The organism is Rheinheimera sp. NSM (assembly GCF_052380015.1).
Classification (GTDB): Bacteria; Pseudomonadota; Gammaproteobacteria; order Enterobacterales; family Alteromonadaceae; genus Alishewanella.
Genome location: NZ_JBQTCI010000004.1, coordinates 280141 through 300447, shown reverse-complemented (window position 1 = coordinate 300447; position 20307 = coordinate 280141). Strand labels below are relative to the sequence as shown.

Sequence of the window (20307 nt, the reverse complement as noted above, 5' to 3'; positions counted from 1 at the left end):
GTTACTCAACATATATTTCTTTACCCAGCGCGGTTTTATAAGCGTTATCTTTGGTAGCGCAGTTGGCATAAAGCTGCTCCAGCATCTGCATATCGGCAGTATTTTGCTGTTTAAGTGCCACTGCCTGTTCGGCCAGTGGCAGTAAATTTGGTGCCGGCTCTTCGCCTTTCAGATAAAACAGCACTGAGGCTGCGCTGGTGTTAGCTGCGCCGGCCTCGTTCAGAGCTGTTACCAGGTTTTCACTGGCATCGCCACACACTGTGCGCAGCACCGGCCAGGGGCTTTCTACTATGTCTGCCAGCAGGGCGTCGGCCGTAAAGGTTTGGCACAGTGCGGTGACTTCGCTGCTGATTTGCTGCCCGGCTTTGCCTTGCTGCCAGCCCTGATAGGCCAAGGCAATCAGCTTAGCGCCTGCACTGTTTGGCAAGCGGCCGAGACGCTCTGTGGTCATATTCAGCGGATGGCCCAGCTCCAACCAGGTTTGGGCACCGTAAACCGCAGAGGGGGTGTCGATAGCGCATTGGTCAAATTGAGCCAGTGCCGTTAGCGGGCAGCACAGCAACGGCAGAAAATACAGGTTACGCAGGGCAAAGCGGGGCATAGTAACAATCCTTATTTAATATCAGGTCGCTTCAGTGTTAGCCATAACGTTTGAATTGGCAATATGCGCCGCTATGCAGCAGCGGCAACTGCTAAGGTTCTGCCCTCAGCAGCTGATTGCTCAGCCAGTTCAAGCAGTTGCATTACTGTGCAGGCTTGTTGCGGCGGTACCGGGTTTGGACCTTTGCCATTTATAGCCGCAACAATAGCGGCATAATAATGCTGATAACAGCCCATCGCCGGGCTGTACGGCATAACCTGTTCTGCCTGGTACAGTAAACCGGGTTGCGGCTCGATGCCCCAGCCGGCAGCGGCCGGCGTTAAGCCTTGTTTTAACTGCTCCTCCTGAATATCCAACCCAAACTTTTGCCAGCTGCCATGTTGAGCCTGCAGCGTAAAGCGTGCCGATGGTGCGGCGGCCAGCATAGAGGCGCCGAGGGTTACGCTAAAGTGGCCGTAATCCAGTTGCACCGAGAACCAGTCTGTTGCTGTGGCATCTGGCCGTACCGTTTTTAAGCTGGCAGTAATACTGTGTGGCAGGCCAAATAACACCAGGCTTTGGTCCAGCAGGTGCGGGCCTAAGTCGAACCATAACCCGGCGCCCGGGCCGGCTTGTTCACGCCAGCGCTGGCGCACCTGTGGCCGGAAACGGTCAAAGCGTGATTCCAGATGCGCCACCTGACCGAGCTGCCCGCTGTTTAGCAGGTGTTGCAGGCTGAGAAAGTCGGCATCAAAGCGGCGGTTATGAAATACCGATAACAATAGTTTTTGCTCTGTCGCCAGCGCCGTTAACGCTTTGGCTTCGTTAAACGTAAGCGCAAAGGGTTTATCGACTACTACATGCTTACCGGCGCGCAGTGCCAGCTCTGCCAAAGGCGCATGGCTGTCGTTCGGGCTGGCAATCACTACCAGAGCAATATCCGGCTGCTGCACGGCGGCTTGATAGTCAGCTAATACTGTTATGTTCGCGCCCAGCTGTTGCTTAACCTGTTCGGCTTGCGATGACGCCACATGCGTCAGCTTAATGCCCGGGGCTGCCTGCAACAGCGGTGCGTGAAAGGTTTTACCGGCATAGCCATAGCCTACCAGCAGGGTACGAAGTTCGGACGATATTGGCATACAAAGCTCAGCCTGATGAATACTGGCTGCTACTTTGCGAAAATAACCGCCTTAGTGCAACCGCAAGGCACAAATTATGTAGTGGCTATAACAACTTTAACTGCGCGGTCCTGAACTCTGTGGCCGGGCCCGGGTCTTAGCGTGCAGGTTACTTAACGGAGTAAGTCATGAGTAAAATCAAGCAACTGTGGCGGGATAACCGCGGCATTATCGTTTTTTTAAGCTTAATGTTTGTATTTCGCAGTGCCGTGGCGGATTGGAATGATGTGCCTACCGGCTCTATGCAGCCGACCATTCAGATTGGCGATCGTATTTTGGTGAATAAAATGGCCTACGATCTGCGCCTGCCATTTACCACAGTGTCGCTGGTAAAACGCGCCGATCCACAGCGTGGCGATATTGTGATTTTTGCTTCTGAAGCCGCTGATGACCGGCTGGTAAAACGTGTTGTGGGTGTGCCGGGCGATGTGGTGGCGATGCAACACAATGTGCTGAGTATTAATGGTGCGCAACTGGCATATAACGAGTCGGATCAGGCATTGCAGGCCTATTCAGCTACTGACGAGAGCAGCCGGCTGCTGAGTGAGCAACTGGGCGGTATTACCCATACCGTCAAGCTGGCTTCTTTTGCCACCGGGCGTGACAGTTTTGCACCGGTACGGGTACCACAAGGCCACTATCTGGTACTGGGTGATAACCGCGATAACAGTGCCGATTCGCGTGTAATTGGTTTTGTGCCGCGTAATGAAATTGTTGGCCGGGCCAGCAGTGTATTGTTTTCGCTGGATTATGATAACTATTACCTGCCACGTAGCGGGCGTTTTCTGGCAGCGTTGTGAGATGCTGGCGCGGAATATCTGCACTTTTGTTTTCATTTTGTAAAATAGTTGCTTTACTTTAGTTTGATTAAAGCTACCAGCCTGCAGGGATCACATGATGAAAACATCCGTATTGTTGTTAAGCGCTTTACTTAGTATTGCTATTGCACCTGTCTCTGACGCCTGTACCCGCGCGGTATATAAAGGCCAGGATAACCTTATCCTTACTGCCCGCTCGATGGACTGGCGTGATGAGATCCCGGTTAACCTGTGGTTGTTTCCGCGCGGCATGCAACGTCAGGGCGAGGTAGGGGCCAACTCAATACGCTGGACGTCGAAATATGGCAGTGTAATAGCCAGTGCCTTTGATATTGCCAGTGCCGACGGTATGAATGAAAAAGGCTTGGCAGCCAATTTGCTCTGGCTGGTGGAGTCACGTTATCCGGAATATGACGGTAAACAACCCGGCTTAACAGTGGCAGCTTGGGTACAGTATATGCTGGATAACTTTGCCAATGTGGCTGAAGCGGTAAGTGCAATGCAGGCAGAACCCTTTGTACTGGTGTCATCTGACATTCCGGGCACTGACCGCTTTACCACCGTGCATTTGTCGTTGTCTGATGCCAGCGGAGACAATGCTGTATTTGAATATATTGATGGCAAGCTGGTGATCCATCATGACCCGTCTTACACCGTAATGACCAACTCGCCGGTATTTGAGAAACAACTGGCGATAAATGAATACTGGCAGGAGTTGGGCGGTACTACTATGTTGCCTGGTACCAACCGCGCAGCAGACCGTTTTGTCCGGGCATCGTTTTACTTAAATGCGCTACCGCAAACCAATGATCCTGTGCTGGCAGCAGCCAGTGTGTTTAGCCTGATCCGCAATACCTCAGTACCCTATGGTATTTCGTCGCCTACTGAACCGAATATTTCCTCCACCCGCTGGCGCTCAGTGGCCGATCATAAATCGCTGCGTTATTACTTTGAAACGGTATTTACGCCCAATACGTTTTGGGTTGAATTAACACAAGCTGATTTTCGTGCCGGACAGCCGGTACGTAAACTGGCATTGGACAAAAACCAGACCTATGCCGGCAATACCATTAAGCAGTTTAAAAAAGCCGCGGCATTTCAGTTTGCCGGTTTATAGCGTTTGTCGTAGCCAACCGGGTTAATTTAGCTGCCTGCCCACAAATTTGTGCAAGGTGTGCGGGCAGTATAGCGGCTGACGTAGTGCACTAGCCGCTGTGCTTGCAAGCACTTAAACGCACCCATTCATCCTGCACGGCAATGGGGTCAAAGCTGAATTCGTCGCTATAGGCATCTATCACGCTTTGCGCCTGGCTTGCCAAAATGCCTGACAGCGCCAATTGGCCGCCCGGTTTCACGTAAGCACTGATCACCTGTTTCAGTTCAGCCAGCGGGCCGGCAAGAATATTCGCTACCACTACATCGGCCTGAAAATTACTGGGCTGGTCTTTGGGTAAATACAACTCTATCCGGCCTTCAACATTATTGCGTTTGGCATTGGCGCTGCTGGCTTCTATTGCTTGCGGGTCAATGTCGACACCAATTACCCGCTTAGCGCCGAGCTTTAATGCCGCTATACCCAAAATGCCGGAGCCGCAGCCAAAATCGACTACCGTCTGCTCGCTCTGAATCGTTGCATCCAACCACTGCATGCACAGCGCAGTAGTAGGGTGGGTGCCGGTGCCGAACGCCAGGCCCGGGTCCAGCATCACATTTACTGCGGTTGGATCAGGGATATCGCGCCAGCTGGGGCATACCCACAGCCGGTTGCCGAATTTAATCGGGTGGAAGTTATCCATCCACTCGCGCTCCCAGTCTTTGTCTTCCAACTGCTCCAGCTTGTAATCGACACCATCTTTAAAGAAAGACACCTGCTGTAACTGCTTTACCACCTTGTCCATCGGATGCTCAGCGTCGAACAAACCCACTACCACGGTGTTAGTCCAGTAGATCACTTCGCCCGGCATCGGCTCGTAAATAGGCGTGTCGTGTGCATCAAGAAAACTTACAGCCTGGGCGCCCCAGCCCATCAGCATATCGCTGACCTGTTCGGCTTTTTCTTCAGTGGTGCTAACGCGCAGTTGGATCCAGGGCATAATCAGTCTCGCTTAAAAAATTTGCCGCATTATAGCAAAAAGGCCGCAAAAGCGGCCTTTAATCTGTAGCATGCTGTATTACTTAATACCCAACTTATGTTCCAGATAGTGGATATTGGTGCCGCCTTTGCAGAAGCCTTCATCGCGCATAATGTCTTTATGCAGTGCGATGTTGGTTTTAATGCCTTCTACCAGCAATTCGTCCAGTGCGTTACGCATCCGGGCGATAGCAATGTCACGGGTTTCGCCGTAAGTAATCAGCTTGCCAACCATTGAATCGTAGTTTGGTGGCACGGTGTACTCAGCATAGATGTGCGAATCCCAGCGAATACCATTGCCCCCGGCAGGGTGAAAGCGGGTAATTTTACCCGGCGATGGCATAAAGGTTTTCGGATCTTCAGCGTTAATACGGCATTCAACGGCATGGCCGCGAATAATGATATCTTCCTGCTTCAGCGTCAGCGGCATGCCGGAGGCAATACGTAACTGCTCTTTAATCAGGTCGACACCGCTGATCATTTCCGTTACCGGGTGCTCTACCTGAATCCGGGTGTTCATCTCGATAAAGAAGAACTCGCCGTTTTCAAACAGGAACTCGAAGGTACCGGCGCCGCGATAATTCATCACCTTACAGGCATCAACACAGCGGCCGCCGATAAAGGCACGCAGCTCGGGTGTAATACCAGGAGCCGGTGCTTCTTCTACCACTTTCTGGTGGCGGCGCTGCATAGAGCAGTCGCGCTCGCCTAAGTGAATGGCATTGCCCTGGCCATCGGCTAATACCTGAATTTCGATATGACGCGGGTTTTCCAGGAATTTCTCCATGTACACCATGTCATTACCAAAAGCGGCTTTCGCTTCAGCCTTGGTCATTTCGATAGAGCTAACCAGCTCTTCTTCGCTACGAACCACGCGCATACCACGGCCACCACCGCCGCCGGCGGCTTTAACGATAATCGGGTAACCGATACGTTTAGCAATGGCTTTGTTGGTGGCGGCATCATCGCCTACTGCACCGTCAGAGCCCGGTACACAAGGTACACCGGCTTTTTTCATCGCTTCAATGGCTGAGACTTTATCGCCCATTAAGCGGATAGAATCCGGATGCGGGCCGATAAACACCAGGCCGCTTTCTTCCACTTGTTGGGCAAAGTCAGCGCGCTCGGCCAAAAAGCCGTAGCCCGGGTGAATCGCCTGGGCGTTGGTCACTTCAGCAGCGGCAATCAGCGCCGGAATATTTAAATAGCTTTGCGGTGACGGCGCCGGGCCAATACAAATGGTTTCGTCGGCCAGCAGCACATGCTTTAAATTACGGTCAACGGTGGAGTGCACAGCCACCGTTTTAATACCCAGTTCTTTACACGCACGCAGTATGCGCAGTGCAATTTCGCCGCGGTTGGCAATCAGTACTTTTTCTAGCATCAGTCTGCCTTTTGCGTTATTCAATCACAAAGAGTGGCTGGTCAAATTCAACCGGCTCGCCGTTTTCTACCAGAATTTCTTTGATCACACCGGCCTTGTCAGACTGGATCTGGTTCATCATCTTCATTGCTTCAACAATGCACAGGGTGTCGCCTGCTTTGACGCTTTGGCCCACTTCAACGAAGTTTTTCGCGGTAGGTGAGGCGGCGCGGTAGAAAGAACCTACCATAGGTGATTTAACTACATGACCGCTGACGGCGGCAGGGGCAGCAGCTGCCGGTGCAGCAGCAGGCGCGGCGGCCGGAGCCGGTGCATATTGCTGTGGTGCCGGCGCGTAATGTTGCATTGGTGCATACTGTGGCGTTGGGCCATTACGGCTGATGCGCACTGACTCTTCGCCTTCGGTGATCTCAAGCTCGTTAATACCAGATTCTTCTAACAGCTCGATCAATTTTTTAATCTTTCTAATATCCATGTCTTCTTAGCCTGATTTAGTTATTACTGTTTGGTTGTTTGTAACGCTGCTACCGCCGCATCAAGTGCGTAGTGATAACCTTTGGCCCCCAGACCACAGATCACCCCTTTGGCGATATCAGATAAATACGAGTGCCGGCGGAATGCTTCGCGGGCATGTACATTAGACAAATGTACTTCAATAAAAGGTATGGCTACTGCCAGCAGTGCATCACGAATCGCCACGCTGGTATGAGTAAAAGCACCGGGGTTAATCAGGATATAATCCTGTTGGCCGAGGCTTTGTTGAATGGCAGTGACCAGGTCGTGTTCGGCGTTAGATTGTAAATGCGTCAGTTCGACACTTTTCGCCGCTGCCTGTTCCGTCAGGTCGGTAATAATCTGTTGCAGGGTGGCAGAACCATATACCGCCGGTTCACGCACGCCCAACATATTCAGGTTAGGGCCGTTCAACACTAAAATTCGATAAGTTGCCGCCATTTGTGCGTTATTCCCGCTAATTGTTTTGATCCGGCACTATCTTGCCAAAGCTAAGTGCGAATTGCATCTGTTTGACAAAATTCTGTCGTACGCAGAGCCGTTAGCTTAACAATAGCGACTTATTATAGTGAAATCGTGACAAATGGCAGCAAAATACTGGTCTTATCAGCCGGGAGTCAGGTGGCAGTAGGCGGCGCCGGACGAAAGCGCCGCCATAAAATTACTGTTGCAGTTGCTGCAGGTGGGCGGCGAAGTCGGTAGCGTTCATAAAACCGGTAACCCGGGCACTGCTGAGCTCTTGCCCTTGCGGGCTGAAAAACAGCAGGGTGGGCAGGCCCAATACCTGGTAATTATCCAACAGTGCCTGATCTTTGCGCGTCATCTTCGTCACGTCGACTTTGATCAGTTGCATATTTTGCATCTGCGCCTGTACTTCAGCTTTAGGGAAGGTTAAGTGTTCAAACTCTTTACAGGCAATGCACCAGTCCGCGTATAAGTCGACCAGGGTGAAGCGCTCACCGCTGGCGGCAATCTTTTGTTGTAGTTCTTCCAGTGAGCTAACCAGTTCAAAGCCTTGCTGTTGGTTGGCGTTAACTACCGCGCCAATTGCTGCCGGGGCGGGCCACCAGTAGCGTACATTTAGCATAACGGCGCCAATTAGCAGTACCTGGCCGATAATCAGCACTGCCGCTTTAGCCGTGGCATTGTTTAAAGTAAACAGGGTGCGGTACAGGTAAATAACAAAACACAGCAGTAGCAATGAGCCCGCCGCTAACACATAGCTAAATGGCAACATGCGTTCGAGCAGAATTAGTGGCACGGCCAGCAGCAGGAAGCCAAAGGCGGTTTTTACCGCGTTCATCCAGTTGCCGGCTTTGGGCAGCAGTTTGCCGCCGGAGCTGCCCAGCAGCAATAAGGGTAACCCCATGCCCAGGCTTAAGATATACAGCGTTACGGCGCCCAGCAGTAAGTCACCGCTTTGTGCCACATACAGCAAGGCCGCCGATAACGGTGCTGTGGTGCAGGGTGAGGCAATAAGACCGGATAGCGCGCCCATGGTAAAGGCACCTTTATGCGAGCCACCTTGCTGGTTATTGCTGACTTTGCTGATTTTTTCCTGCCAGGCGGATGGCAGGCTGAGATTAAACACCCCAAACATTGCCAGCGCCAGCAACACGAAAATCACACTGGCTACAATCAGCACCGCAGGGTGTTGCATATAGCCCTGAAAGCGCACGCCCAAACTGGCTACCACTAAGCCTAAAGCCGAGTAGGTAATGGCCATACCCTGCACATAGGAGAACGACAGCGTAAAAGCGCGTTTGTTAGATAATTGTTTGCCCTGACCGACAATAATGCTGGTTAAAATAGGGTACATCGGGAATACGCAGGGCGTAAAGGCCAGGCCTAAGCCGAGTAAAAAGAAGCCGGCCAGGGTAGCTAAGCCGGCGCCGTCACTCAGTTTAGCCGCCAGGGTGTTTTGACTTGATACCGGCATGCTGCTTTGGCCATCGCCGCCACTGTCTGAGCTGTTACCTGCTGAAGTCAGGGTGGATAACGGCAGCTCTTTGGTTACCGGCGGATAGCATAAGCCGGCTTCAGCACAGCCCATATACTGAATTTTAAATACCGCATCTTCACTCACGTCGGTCAGCGGTATGCGCAACGTTAGCTGATGGTAATATACTTCGCTGACGCCGAAGAACTCATCTTCAATTGTCATGGCTGCCGGGTAAGTGGGATGGGAAAAACTGACGGCTATGCCACCAAATTTAAGTTTATCTTTGTACAGATAATAGCCGTCGGCAATGGTCCAGCTAATCAGCAATTGATCCTGCTGTTGTACAAAGTCAAACACAAAGGCTTGTTCAACCGGCAAAAAACCATCATTGGCCTGCAGCAGACTGTTAAGCACTGAATTTTGTTGTGCCTGCGCCGGCGGCAGTGCCAGCAGGGTGAACCAGAGTAAAAATGGCAGAAAAAACACTTTATACATCAGCTTATACTTCCTCTTAAACGCCTCAGCGTTGTTACGCCGCCAGACTAACATGTGTTGGCTGTAGAGTAATAGTACGGTAATAGCGGCAACCCAGCTTAGTGGCTGCGCTTATATGCACTTTTGCACAGACCAGATGCACAGCCGTGTTATTTCAACCACGCTAAAATTAGCCGGCAAATCTTAAGGCAAGATGAAGAAATTTTTATTTTGCCCTTGGGTTTTTTTCCCGGCTGCCCCATATACCGACCAGACAATTTAACACCCATGTTAAAACACAAAAATAGCTTTAGGAGATAGAGCATGAATATTCGTCCATTACATGATCGTGTCATCATCAAACGTTTAGAAGCTGAGAGCAAATCAGCAGGTGGCATCGTCTTAACCGGCGCTTCAGCGGAAAAATCAAGCCGTGGTGAAGTGGTCGCTGTTGGCAATGGCCGCGTGTTAGACAACGGTGAGATCAAACCGTTAGACGTTAAAGTTGGCGATAAAGTGCTGTTCGGCGCCTATGTAGAGCGCACCGAAAAAGTTGATGGCCAAGAATATGTGATCACCAAAGAAGACAATATCTTAGGTGTGATCTTAGGCTAACTTTACCCGAACTGTTCAACGTATTAACCGAATTAAAGGATCAAGAAAATGGCAGCAAAAGACGTACGTTTCGGCGATGAAGCCCGTAACAAAATGCTTAAAGGCGTAAATATTCTGGCTAACGCTGTACGCGTAACCTTAGGCCCGAAAGGCCGTAACGTTATTCTGGACAAATCATTCGGCGCACCGATGATCACCAAAGACGGTGTATCGGTAGCGAAAGAAATTGAGCTGGAAGATAAATTCGAAAACATGGGCGCGCAAATGGTGAAAGAGGTTGCCTCTAAAGCCAATGACGAAGCCGGTGACGGTACTACTACGGCAACAGTATTAGCGCAAAACATCATCAACGAAGGTGTAAAAGCGGTTGCCGCCGGCATGAACCCGATGGACTTAAAGCGCGGTATCGACAAAGCGGTTATCGCAGCCGTTGCCGAGCTGAAATTACTGTCTCAGCCTTGTGCCGACAGCAAAGCCATTGCCCAGGTAGGTACTATCTCTGCGAACTCTGATGACGAAATTGGCCAAATCATTGCCAGCGCCATGGATAAAGTAGGTAAAGAAGGCGTAATTACCGTTGAAGAAGGCCAGGGTTTAGCCAATGAGCTGGACGTGGTTGAAGGTATGCAATTCGACCGTGGTTACTTATCTCCGTACTTTATCAACAATCAGGAAGCCGGCCAGGTTGAACTGGATAACCCGTACATTCTGACCGTTGATAAGAAAATCACTAACATCCGTGAGCTGTTACCTGTGCTGGAAGGCGTGGCGAAATCCGGTAAGCCGTTACTGATCATTGCTGAAGACGTAGAAGGCGAAGCCTTAGCTACCTTAGTAGTGAACAATATGCGCGGCATCGTGAAAATCTCTGCCGTGAAAGCGCCTGGCTTCGGCGACCGTCGTAAAGCCATGCTGCAAGACATTGCTACCTTAACCGGTGGTACTGTGATTTCTGAAGAAATCGGCATGGAGCTGGAAAAAGCCGGCCTGGAAGAATTAGGTACTGCTAAGCGTGTGGTTATCACTAAAGATAACACCACCATTATTGACGGTGCCGGCGAGCAAGGTGCTATCGATGGCCGTGTGAAGCAAATTCGTCAGCAAATTGAAGAAGCCACGTCAGATTATGACAAAGAGAAACTGCAAGAGCGTTTGGCCAAACTGGCTGGCGGTGTCGCGGTTATCAAAGTAGGCGCTTCTACTGAAATTGAAATGAAAGAGAAAAAAGCCCGCGTTGAAGATGCGCTGCACGCAACCCGTGCTGCAGTAGAAGAAGGCGTGGTGCCTGGCGGTGGTGTAGCTCTGGTGCGTGTAGCGGCCAAGCTGGTTGACCTGCGCGGTATCAACGAAGATCAAAACCACGGTATCAAAATTGCGCTGCGCGCCATGGAATCACCGCTGCGTCAAATCGTTGATAACGCCGGTGAAGAGCCGTCAGTAGTAGTAAACAACGTGAAAGCCGGCAGCGGTAACTACGGTTACAACGCGGCTACCGGTGAGTACGGCGATATGCTGGAGATGGGTATTCTGGACCCAACTAAAGTAACCCGTTCTGCCCTGCAGTTCGCGGCGTCTGTTGGTTCACTGATGATTACCACTGAAGCGATGGTAACTGAGTTGCCGAAGAACGATGCTCCTGCAATGCCTGATATGGGCGGCATGGGTGGTATGGGCGGCATGATGTGATGGCATAAGGCCGCATATTTTGCTCCAGCAAAACCCCGGCCTTGTGCCGGGGTTTTGTTTTTTATGCGCCGGCCTGGCTACACTTTAATACAAAACCATACAGTTATTGCACAGCATTTGGCGCTATAGTTACAGTTAACAATAAACTTATCTGCCATAGTTTGCTCTAACTTTAGCTATAACAGCGAAACTACATCAGGTTTCAGGAGGTCGCAATGCGTAATATTCTGATAGCTTGCAGCATAGCTGCACTGGCTGCCGGTGCCGTACAGGCTGCAGAAGTAAAAGTACAATGGCAGGAGCCGGAAAAATTTACTGATATCCGCCCCGCCAATGACAGCCGTAAAGCATACCGTGAACGGATAATGAAAAAATTTGACGGTTTTTTTGCTGAGATGGCTGCGAAATTACCCGAGGGCTACAGCTGGCAGGTTACGGTAACGGACATTGATCTGGCCGGTGATATTGACTACTTCGCCAGCGGTGCCGGTAATGCGCTGCGGATCGTCAAAGATATTTATTCGCCGGCGATTAAGTTTAACCATGTGCTGCGTGATAAGCATGGTGAAGAGGTCATCAGCAATGAAGAAAAGCTGCGTGATATGGGCTTTATGCATTCAATACGCTCTGTTAGTGACAACGAAGAGTTCCGCTACGAAAAGCAGATGTTAAACACTTGGTTTGATAAAGAATTACTGCCGAAAGTAGAACAGCATGCGTCGGCGTTGCCAAAAGTGAGTACTAACCAGGTTAAAGCAGATTAGCTATCTGGCGGTAAATGTCTAACGCTTCCTGCCTGCTTAACTGGCCGGCAGAAGCGGCACGGCCGATACTGCTGGAGACTCTTATCGATTCACTGCCATTGTTTTCAGCCGTAACAGCATCAGTACTGCTGTTTATGGCTGGGGCTGATGCATTAAGCAGGGTAGGTGCGATATTAGTACTGTTGCTGCCGGCAACAACCTGTTGGCCAGGCTGCGCAGCGCTGCGATTTACTGCAACCGGCGGGCTTACACTTATCGCGGACATAACCACCTCCAATCATCTTTTTAGACTAGTGCAGGCGCCAGGCGGCGTTAGATTATTTTGTGACCAAAAGAAAAAGGTTATTTTATTTGGTTATAACAGCGCGAAACTCCGCCAGGGTGCTGTGTAACTGCTTTAACTGCTGCACAACCTTCTGTAACGTAGCGGTATTAAACTGCTGGCTTTGCCGCATGGCTGCCACTTGCTCAGCGGTTTCTGCCAGATAAGGCATAAAACGGTTAGCAGATACCTGAAACAGTTTATTGTCGGCAAAAATACGCTGATGTTTGGCATGGCCCTGTTGTTGCAGGCTGTCGAGCAGGGCATCGGCGTCCAGTGCTTTGCGGTACAGCTCTTTTAAATTGTCATCAAGTTGGTTAAGTAAAGTATCCATAATACGACTGCGCTGAAAAAAGTGGCGCTATTATGCCACAAGGCCGGCGCCGCTTCAGCAGAGTTAGCCTGATAGCAGTACAAGCAGAGTATTTTTTTCACCGGGCGTTTCTTTAACTAACGTTTTGTTATATTATCTCGTTTCTTTAATTCAGCTGCCAGAGTGAGTATCGTGTTAGCAACGGTTAGAAACGTATTTGATAAAGTAGGCATCACGGTGACGTCGCTTTGCGCCATTCACTGCATTATGCTGCCGATCATTTTGCCGGTTCTGCCGTTACTCGGCCTCAGCGTTGGCCATAATCATGCTTTTGAGCGCGTGATGTTGCTGGTTACTATAGTACTGGGCTTTATTGCTTTGTTTATTGGTTTCCACCGCTATCATCGCAAGCTGTACCCGTTTTATTCTTTGTTTTTAGGTGTGTTTATTTATTGGCAGCGCGATGTGTGGGGCCACGAATATGAACATGCGGTGTTGATTGTTGGCGCGTCCCTGGTGGTGTTGGCGCATGTGATGAATATGCGGTTGTGTAACAGCTGCAAGAGCTGTCATGATCACTAGGTACCGGAATTTATAAAAAATCCCGCTGCGGCGGGATTTTTACTTTCTGGCGTTAGGGCTTTTCTGCCAATCGCTGCCGGCTTCTGGCCGGATAATTACTGAAAATGCCGTCTACGCCGTATTGCTGCATACGGGCGATATCATCTGCCTGGTCCACGGTATACACGTACACTTTTAAACCCCGCGCTTTGGCATCATCAACAAAAGCCTGATTGATAAAGCTGACATCGCAATTGACTGAATAAGCCTGCAGTTGCTGCGCAAAAGCAGCGTAGTCGATGGCTAAGCTGGCAGTAAGTGCGCCAAGTTTTAACTCTGGCCTGTGCTGTTTAAGTTCTGCCAGCAGGTGATGGTTAAAAGATGAGATAAGCAGCCGCTGGCTGTCAAACTGCAGCTCTTGCTGTGCTTTATCCAGCAAGGCCAGCAATGGTGCTACGGTGTTGTCGCCTTTTAATTCAATATTAAGCCACAGTGTGGTGCTTTGCAGGCGTTGTAATACCTGCCACAGCGTAGGAATACGCTCGCCGCGGCCGGCATCTAACTGCAGCAGCTGCGCTACACTGTATTGATAAATGCTGCCGCTGCCATTGGTGGTACGCGCTAAGTGATGATCATGAATGACAATAAGTTCGCCCTGTACCGCGAATACGTCTATTTCGATGGCGTCAGCGCCCTGGGCTATGGCCTGATCAATGGCCAGCAGAGTATTTTCCGGATAGTCACCACTGGCACCACGATGAGCAATGATTTGCATAATACTGTTTGCCTGCCTGTTCTTCGTAGACGGACCAGCAATCACTGCGTATATTTTATCCGTGACACGCCGTAAACCCATCCCTGGGGGCTCGTCTCAGGCCGTCCGGGCCTTCAACGGTCACTGATAAAAATACATCCGTGCTCGCTGGTGTTGATGCATTGACATATATTAGTCTAAATTTTTGGCCAGAACTTCAGCAAAAGGTGCACCCATCCGGGTGATGGTGCCTGCTTGCTGGTCGGCTAAAAACTGCAGTTTATTCGCCGGGAAAGCCAGTACCACAGTAGAGCCTAATTTAAAGCGGCCCATTTCGGCGCCTTTTTCCAGCGTAATGGCATTTTTACCCTGTGCAGGGTAAGTCCAACGGAATACATTTTTACCCGCCGGCGGCGTAACAGTGCCGGCCCAGACAGTTTCAATACTGGCCACTATCGTTGCACCTACCAGCACTAATGCCATAGGGCCAAGCTCAGTATCGAAAATGGTTACTACGCGCTCGTTCAGCGCAAATAAATCCTTTACACACTCTGCAGTTAACGGGTTAACTGAAAACAGCTCGCCCGGCACATAAATCATCTGGCGCAAGGTGCCACGAACAGGCATATGAATACGGTGATAGTCTTTTGGCGCCAGATAAATAGTAGCAAAGTGGCCGTTTTGAAACGGCAATGCCGTGGCGCTATCCCCGCCTAACAGGGCTTGTAGCGAATAATTGTGGTTTTTTGCCTGAATAAGTTTGCCATCGACGATAGGGCCAAGCTGGCTAATAGTGCCATCTACCGGATGCGCAACAATATTAGCCTCTGTTGCCAGCGGGCGGATACCGTCTTTTAACGGCCGCGTGAAAAACTCATTAAAACTGGCGTAGTCTTGTGCCCGTTCAAACTGCGCTTCAGCCATATTAATGCCATAGGCTTTAATAAAACGGTTAATTAAAAAATGGCTAAACCAGCCCAGCTTTGCCGCTGCCAGTTTGCCCACCAGACGCGAAATTAAATGTTTAGGTAACAGGTATTGCAGGGTAATTTTTAAATTATCCATCGTGGTCTCGTAAAAGGTTAAAAGTGATTCGGTTTGTCCTGCGCCATACTGGCGAGGATTTTCAGATAACTGTCGTAGCGCTCCCGGCTGACGTCGCCGTTTTCAACTGCATGCTGAATGGCGCAGCCGGGGTCGGAGATATGCTTGCAATCGCGAAACTTGCAGCGCCCGAGCCAGGGGGTAAATTCAGTAAAGCCTTGGGTAACTTCTTCTGCTGTTAAATGCCATAGCGCAAACTCGCGAATACCCGGTGAGTCAATTAAATCACCGCCGTCGGGCAAATGATACAAGCGCGATACTGTAGTCGTGTGCTGGCCAAGGCCGGAGTTGCTGGACACTTCCCGCGTCAGGGCTTCAAGCCCGGGCATCAGGTTGTTCATCAACGAGGATTTGCCCACCCCGGACTGGCCGACAAAGATACTGGTACCGCTGTGTAAATAATTCAGCAGCTGTTGCATACCCATACCGCTTTTGGCACTGACCGCTAAAAAGTCATAGCCCAACTTTTGGTACAGTGCCAGTTGCTGCTCTACATCCGCCAGCTCTGCAGTACTGAGTAAGTCTACCTTGTTGATCACCAACAGCGGTTTAATGCCGGTCATTTCTGCGGCCACCAGGTAGCGATCGATAATATTCAGCGATAAGGCCGGTAATACCGCAGAGACAATAATCATTAAATCAATATTGGCCGCCACCGGCTTTAAGCCGTCGTAAAAATCCGGCCGTAGCAGCACTGAGCTGCGCTCTTCTACCGCATCTATTACACCATCAACCCCGCCGGTGGGGTGCAGCGCACGGCGCCAGACCACCCGATCGCCGGTAACCAGGGAGGCTACGGAGCGGCGCATATTACAGCGCACCACTGTGCCCTCGTTGTCTTCAACATCAGCATGCTGGCCGAAACGGCTGAGGATTAACCCGGTTTCGGGCGCAGCAAAGCTGGTGTCATCAACCGATTCGACACCTTTATTTTTCGGCGCGCGCAGCCGCTTGCCGGCGTTGTCGACAATGCGCTGTTGCTGGCGCTGGGTAAGATGTTTTTTCTTGGTCACTGCTGCTTTTATCGCTCTGATCTAAAGGATGCTATTACTGCTAAGCTTAGGGCGTGTATGATACCTGTATTCTGTAAATGAACAAAGCAGCAAGCTGCGTAAGGGTTTTTCATGAGCGTAAATGACAATAATTTGATTTGGCTGGATTTGGAAATGACCGGGCTGGAGCCCAAAACCGATGTCATTTTGGAAATGGCTACCATAGTGACCGACAGCCAGCTGAATATCCTTGCAGAAGGGCCGGTATTTGCTATTAAGCAACCGGACGAGGTACTGGACAATATGAGCGCCTGGTGTGTTGAACAACACGGTAAAAGCGGCTTAACCGCACGCTGCCGGGCCAGCACAGTAAGCCTTGCCGATGCTGAGCAGCAAACTATAGCGTTTTTAAGCCGGTATGTAGCTGCCGGTAAATCACCGATGTGTGGTAACAGTATCGGCCAGGACCGGCGTTTTCTGGCAGAATATGCGCCCACACTGGAAGCATTTTTTCATTACCGTAATTTAGATGTCAGCACAGTGAAAGAGCTGGCGCGGCGCTGGCACCCGCAAGTGCTGAAAAAAGTACAAAAAGCCGGCAGCCATTTGGCGCTGGACGATATTCGGGAGTCGATTGCTGAATTAGTGACCTATCGCGAGCATTTTTTCAAATTACCGCAATAAAGTACTTGCATAAGCTAACTGATTTTGTAAAATGCGCGCCATCACGACGTAACAACGTTAGTTGATGCGAGTATAGCTCAGCTGGTAGAGCGCGACCTTGCCAAGGTCGAGGTCACGAGTTCGAACCTCGTTACTCGCTCCAAATTCGATAAGAAACCGCACCTTGCGCAAGCACAGTGCGGTTTTTTGTTTTCTGCGATATAGTTAAGTCATGTTTGACACACTGCCGGCCCGCTATGTCTGAGTCTCCTTGTGTGCGCAATTGTTGTTTGGATCAGCAAGACTGTTGCCTGGGCTGCGGCCGTTTGGTGCAGGAAATCATGGAGTGGCACACTGCAGATGTATGGCGGCGTGAGCAAATTTTACGACAGGCAGCCCGGCGTATGACGCAGCGTGAGGCGACAGCTACGGTTATGCGTCCCGCGGCAAGCCTTTTTGAATAATCCGTACCAACCGCTCTGTGCTGCGCGGCAATAAAGACTCTGCCTGCCAGCTTTTGCGTTTTTGTTGTGCTAACGCCCAGTGAATATGTTCGGCCACCAGTTCGCTGGCGCTATCAAGTTTAGTTGTTAACGCCTGTACTATTTCAACCTGATAAGGCGCATTACCCAAAGCGACGGCAATATTACGCTGCCAGCGTTCATAGCCAATGCGGCGGATGGCACTGCCTTCGGTATAGCTTAAAAATTCATGCTGCTGCCAGGCAAATAAACTGAGTAAGCTTTGGCTCTGCCACTGTGGCCGGCGCTGAAAGTCACCTTCAATACTCAGCGGCGCGGCGCGATTTTCCGGGCACACCAGTTGGCAGTCGTCACAGCCATAGATCCGGTTGCCGATAAGTGGCCTGAATTCTTCCGGTATCGCGCCTTTAAGCTCAATGGTCAGATAAGAAATGCAGCGTCTGGCATCGACGACATAGGGCTCAACAATAGCGCCGGTGGGGCAACTGGTAATGCAGGCGACGCAGCTGCCGCAATCACCCTGGTGCGGTGTATCGATGGGTAAAGGCAGGTTAACCAGCAACTCACCTAAAAAAAACCACGAACCGGCCTCGTTGTTGAGTAATAAACTGTGTTTACCAACCCAGCCAAGCCCGGCTTGCTGTGCCAGCGGCCGTTCCATAACGGGCGCTGAGTCGGTAAAAGGCCGGTAACCCAGCTCAGCCACCTGTTGGTTGATGCGCTCGCCCAGCTGTTTTAACCGGTTGCGGATTAATTTATGGTAGTCGCGGCCCAGTGCATAGCGGCTGATATAGGCTTGTGTCGGGTCGGCCAGGTTGGTAGCAAAACCGGCACCTTGCGGCAGATAATCCATGCGCACACTTAGTACCCTTAATGTGCCCGGTACCAGCTCTGCCGGACGGGCGCGCAACATACCGTGGCTGGCCATATAGTCCATTTCACCGTGGTAACCGGCATCAAGCCATTTTTGCAACTGGCGTTCGGCATCGGGCAGAGACACGCCGGTAATACCCAATTGGGCGAAACCAAGCTCTTTTGCCCATTGTTTTATCTGCTGCGCTAAAGCGGCGTAATCTGTAGTCATGTTGTTGGTTAGGAAATCACAGTGCAATTTTGCATATAGTACACTAAGGCGGGTGCCGGGCGGGAACCTTGCAGCATTGCGCTGAGTCATAGACACGGCCGGCAGTTTTGCTGGCTCAGCGGGTGATTAATTTGTTAACATAGCGCTGATAACGGCCTGGCAACAGTATAAGTGGTGATAAGTGGCGCAATTTCAGTATGTGTTAAAGGATGAGGCAGCAACCTTATTGCTGGCGCAGCGGGTAGCCCGTTATGTTAGCGGCGGTCTGACAGTTTTTTTGCATGGTGAATTGGGCGCCGGTAAAACTACCTTCAGTCGCGGCCTGATTAATGCCTTGGGGCACAAAGGCACAGTAAAAAGCCCGACTTATACCCTGGTAGAGCCTTATCAGTTAGCGCAGTTGGCGGTGTATCATTTTGATCTGTACCGCTTGCGCGACAGTGAAGAGCTGGAGTTTATGGGTATTCGCGATTATTTTCGTGCCGATAGTCTATGTTTTATTGAATGGCCAGAGCGGGGTTGTGGATATTTACCTGTGGCGGATCTCGACATACACTTAATTTTTGACCAGGAACACCGGCGGGCTGAATTGACAGCCAATACTGCTGCCGGTGACCAAATATTGAAAGCTGTAGCGGATGATGAAAAATAATTATTACAAAATCAAAAGCTGTTTGCTGCTGAGCCTTGCGTTGCATAGCTTTGCTGTACTGGCGTCGAATCAGGTGCAAAGTGTGCGGGTTTGGCCATCGCCGGATAACACCCGGGTGGTGTTTGATATGTCCGCAGCGCCTGAGCATAAGAGTTTTAGCCTGGATAAACCAGACCGGCTGGTGATTGATTTAAGTAATATTAAAGGCGGCAGCAGTTTGCCGGCGATATCCGGTGAGTCAGCGTTAATTAAAGCTATCCGCAGCAGTGGCGATGCTAACAGCATGCGTATCGTGCTGGATTTAACCAAACAGACTAAGGCTAACGTGTTTACCTTGCCGCCCACGCCGCCTTATGGCCATCGTTTAGTGGTCGACTTACCCGACGATCAGCCGGCGAAAAATATACCGCCACCGGCCATTCGGGCGGCGCGCGATATTGTTATCGCCATTGATGCCGGCCATGGTGGTGAAGATCCCGGGTCCATTGGCCCCAGTGGGTTTTATGAAAAAAACATTACCTTGCCTATCGCCAGACAACTGGCGCAGTTAATTGACCGTCAGCCCGGCATGAAAGCCATGATGGTGCGCACTAATGACTACTATATTCATGTTAACCGGCGCACCGAAATTGCCCGCGGCCAGCAGGCCGATTTACTGGTTTCCATTCACGCTGATGCCTTTACCACACCACAGCCACGTGGTGCTTCAGTGTGGGTGTTATCGCTGCGGCGTGCCACATCTGAGGTTGGCCGGATGTTGGAGCAAACCGAGCGCCATTCGGAGCTGCTGGGTGGTGTAGCGGAAATTATTAAAGACTCGGCTAACGAGCGTTATCTGGCGCAAACGGTGCTGGATTTATCAATGAACCATTCGATGGTTACGGCCTATCAGGCGGCAAATGAAGTGTTGCAGGAGCTGGGTAAGGTAGCGCATTTACATAAGAAAGAGCCGCAGGCGGCCAGTTTAGGTGTGCTGAAAGCGCCGGATATCCCGTCGATTTTGGTCGAAGTCGGCTTTATTTCTAACCCGCAGGAAGAGCGGCAGCTTCGCTCGTCGGCCTATCAAACTAAGTTGGCGCAATCGCTGTTTGCTGCGCTGAAACGTCATTTTGAAAAGTCAGCGCCGGCAGATTCACTGTTTGCTCAGCAACGAGCCCGTGAGCATAAAGTCAGTGCCGGCGAATCGCTGTCATTGCTGGCGCAGCGTTACAATGTCTCGGTGGATGATTTACGTAACCATAATCAACTGGCGAACGATAGTATTCGTGTTGGCCAGATGCTGCGGATCCCCTAAT

Annotated in this window: 23 protein-coding genes and 1 tRNA gene; 11 read left to right on the top strand and 13 right to left on the bottom strand. The window is 50.8% G+C overall.

Annotation, left to right across the window (positions count from 1 at the left end):
• Position 1: 1 nt before the first annotated feature.
• Together ACTZWV_RS13665 and ACTZWV_RS13660 are read right to left on the bottom strand one after the other, a co-directional pair.
• Positions 2-601, bottom strand: a complete 600-nt coding sequence (locus ACTZWV_RS13665) for a hypothetical protein (RefSeq protein ID WP_444787078.1) — start codon at positions 599-601, stop codon at positions 2-4.
• A gap of 71 nt (positions 602-672) precedes the next feature.
• Positions 673-1719, bottom strand: coding sequence for an oxidoreductase (locus ACTZWV_RS13660; protein ID WP_444787077.1), 1047 nt, complete (start codon positions 1717-1719; stop codon positions 673-675).
• Positions 1720-1886: 167 nt separating this feature from the next.
• On the opposite strand from ACTZWV_RS13660, the gene lepB reads away from it, so the two are divergent.
• Together lepB and ACTZWV_RS13650 are read left to right on the top strand one after the other, a co-directional pair.
• The gene (gene lepB / locus ACTZWV_RS13655; RefSeq protein WP_444787076.1) at positions 1887-2558 is read left to right on the top strand and encodes a signal peptidase I; all 672 of its coding nucleotides are present in this window, start codon (positions 1887-1889) and stop codon (positions 2556-2558) included.
• A gap of 94 nt (positions 2559-2652) precedes the next feature.
• The gene (locus tag ACTZWV_RS13650; RefSeq protein ID WP_444787075.1) at positions 2653-3693 is read left to right on the top strand and encodes a linear amide C-N hydrolase; all 1041 of its coding nucleotides are present in this window, start codon (positions 2653-2655) and stop codon (positions 3691-3693) included.
• 88 nt (positions 3694-3781) lie between these two features.
• On the opposite strand, the gene prmA is transcribed toward ACTZWV_RS13650, so the two are convergent.
• The 5 genes from prmA to ACTZWV_RS13625 form a co-directional block, all read right to left on the bottom strand.
• Positions 3782-4669: a 50S ribosomal protein L11 methyltransferase gene (prmA, locus tag ACTZWV_RS13645; protein ID WP_444787074.1), complete on the bottom strand. Its 888-nt coding sequence runs from the start codon at positions 4667-4669 to the stop codon at positions 3782-3784.
• Positions 4670-4747: 78 nt separating this feature from the next.
• Entirely contained in the window at positions 4748-6091 is a 1344-nt protein-coding gene (gene accC, locus ACTZWV_RS13640) for an acetyl-CoA carboxylase biotin carboxylase subunit (protein ID WP_444787073.1), read from the bottom strand.
• A 16-nt stretch (positions 6092-6107) separates the two neighbouring features.
• The gene (gene accB / locus ACTZWV_RS13635) at positions 6108-6566 is read right to left on the bottom strand and encodes an acetyl-CoA carboxylase biotin carboxyl carrier protein (RefSeq protein ID WP_444787072.1); all 459 of its coding nucleotides are present in this window, start codon (positions 6564-6566) and stop codon (positions 6108-6110) included.
• A 23-nt stretch (positions 6567-6589) separates the two neighbouring features.
• The gene (gene aroQ / locus ACTZWV_RS13630) at positions 6590-7045 is read right to left on the bottom strand and encodes a type II 3-dehydroquinate dehydratase (RefSeq protein WP_305555780.1); all 456 of its coding nucleotides are present in this window, start codon (positions 7043-7045) and stop codon (positions 6590-6592) included.
• A gap of 220 nt (positions 7046-7265) precedes the next feature.
• Entirely contained in the window at positions 7266-9041 is a 1776-nt protein-coding gene (locus ACTZWV_RS13625; RefSeq protein ID WP_444787071.1) for a protein-disulfide reductase DsbD, read from the bottom strand.
• A 303-nt stretch (positions 9042-9344) separates the two neighbouring features.
• Here ACTZWV_RS13625 and ACTZWV_RS13620 point away from each other — a divergent pair, with 303 nt between their 5' ends.
• From ACTZWV_RS13620 to ACTZWV_RS13610, 3 genes are all read left to right on the top strand, one after another.
• Positions 9345-9635, top strand: coding sequence for a co-chaperone GroES (locus ACTZWV_RS13620; RefSeq protein WP_305555774.1), 291 nt, complete (start codon positions 9345-9347; stop codon positions 9633-9635).
• 48 nt (positions 9636-9683) lie between these two features.
• A complete protein-coding gene (gene groL, locus ACTZWV_RS13615) occupies positions 9684-11321 on the top strand; it encodes a chaperonin GroEL (protein WP_444787070.1) in 1638 nt (545 codons plus the stop codon).
• 215 nt (positions 11322-11536) lie between these two features.
• Positions 11537-12085, top strand: coding sequence for a DUF3016 domain-containing protein (locus tag ACTZWV_RS13610; protein ID WP_444787069.1), 549 nt, complete (start codon positions 11537-11539; stop codon positions 12083-12085).
• On the opposite strand, the gene ACTZWV_RS13605 is transcribed toward ACTZWV_RS13610, so the two are convergent.
• Positions 12072-12350 (bottom strand): hypothetical protein, encoded by a 279-nt coding sequence (locus tag ACTZWV_RS13605; RefSeq protein WP_444787068.1) that lies wholly within the window; start codon positions 12348-12350, stop codon positions 12072-12074. The genes ACTZWV_RS13610 and ACTZWV_RS13605 overlap by 14 nt on opposite strands.
• Positions 12351-12432: 82 nt before the next feature.
• Positions 12433-12741: a prephenate dehydrogenase gene (locus tag ACTZWV_RS13600; protein WP_444787067.1), complete on the bottom strand. Its 309-nt coding sequence runs from the start codon at positions 12739-12741 to the stop codon at positions 12433-12435.
• 162 nt (positions 12742-12903) lie between these two features.
• Between ACTZWV_RS13600 and ACTZWV_RS13595 the strand changes: the two genes are divergently transcribed.
• Complete coding sequence (locus ACTZWV_RS13595) at positions 12904-13302, top strand: MerC domain-containing protein (RefSeq protein WP_310208309.1); 399 nt, start codon at positions 12904-12906, stop codon at positions 13300-13302.
• A 52-nt stretch (positions 13303-13354) separates the two neighbouring features.
• On the opposite strand, the gene ACTZWV_RS13590 is transcribed toward ACTZWV_RS13595, so the two are convergent.
• The 3 genes from ACTZWV_RS13590 to rsgA all read right to left on the bottom strand — a co-directional run bounded on the left by ACTZWV_RS13590 (position 13355) and on the right by rsgA (position 16152).
• Positions 13355-14056 carry a glycerophosphodiester phosphodiesterase gene (locus ACTZWV_RS13590; RefSeq protein ID WP_444787066.1) on the bottom strand — a complete coding sequence of 234 codons (702 nt, stop codon included), beginning with the start codon at positions 14054-14056 and terminating at the stop codon, positions 13355-13357.
• Positions 14057-14227: 171 nt separating this feature from the next.
• Entirely contained in the window at positions 14228-15100 is an 873-nt protein-coding gene (asd, locus tag ACTZWV_RS13585) for an archaetidylserine decarboxylase (RefSeq protein ID WP_444787065.1), read from the bottom strand.
• 17 nt (positions 15101-15117) lie between these two features.
• Positions 15118-16152, bottom strand: a complete 1035-nt coding sequence (gene rsgA, locus ACTZWV_RS13580; RefSeq protein ID WP_444787064.1) for a small ribosomal subunit biogenesis GTPase RsgA — start codon at positions 16150-16152, stop codon at positions 15118-15120.
• Positions 16153-16263: 111 nt separating this feature from the next.
• On the opposite strand from rsgA, the gene orn reads away from it, so the two are divergent.
• The 3 genes from orn to ACTZWV_RS13565 all read left to right on the top strand — a co-directional run bounded on the left by orn (position 16264) and on the right by ACTZWV_RS13565 (position 17258).
• Complete coding sequence (gene orn / locus ACTZWV_RS13575) at positions 16264-16815, top strand: oligoribonuclease (protein WP_444787063.1); 552 nt, start codon at positions 16264-16266, stop codon at positions 16813-16815.
• Between the two features lie 66 nt (positions 16816-16881).
• Positions 16882-16957 (top strand) — tRNA-Gly (locus ACTZWV_RS13570).
• Positions 16958-17051: 94 nt separating this feature from the next.
• A complete protein-coding gene (locus ACTZWV_RS13565) occupies positions 17052-17258 on the top strand; it encodes a DUF1289 domain-containing protein (protein ID WP_444787062.1) in 207 nt (68 codons plus the stop codon).
• On the opposite strand, the gene queG is transcribed toward ACTZWV_RS13565, so the two are convergent.
• A complete protein-coding gene (gene queG, locus ACTZWV_RS13560; protein ID WP_444787061.1) occupies positions 17227-18360 on the bottom strand; it encodes a tRNA epoxyqueuosine(34) reductase QueG in 1134 nt (377 codons plus the stop codon). The genes ACTZWV_RS13565 and queG overlap by 32 nt on opposite strands.
• A gap of 181 nt (positions 18361-18541) precedes the next feature.
• Here queG and tsaE point away from each other — a divergent pair, with 181 nt between their 5' ends.
• Complete coding sequence (gene tsaE, locus ACTZWV_RS13555; RefSeq protein ID WP_444787060.1) at positions 18542-19012, top strand: tRNA (adenosine(37)-N6)-threonylcarbamoyltransferase complex ATPase subunit type 1 TsaE; 471 nt, start codon at positions 18542-18544, stop codon at positions 19010-19012.
• Positions 18999-20306 carry an N-acetylmuramoyl-L-alanine amidase gene (locus ACTZWV_RS13550; protein ID WP_444787059.1) on the top strand — a complete coding sequence of 436 codons (1308 nt, stop codon included), beginning with the start codon at positions 18999-19001 and terminating at the stop codon, positions 20304-20306. The genes tsaE and ACTZWV_RS13550 overlap by 14 nt, the downstream gene beginning before the upstream one ends.
• The last annotated feature ends 1 nt before the right edge of the window (position 20307 follow it).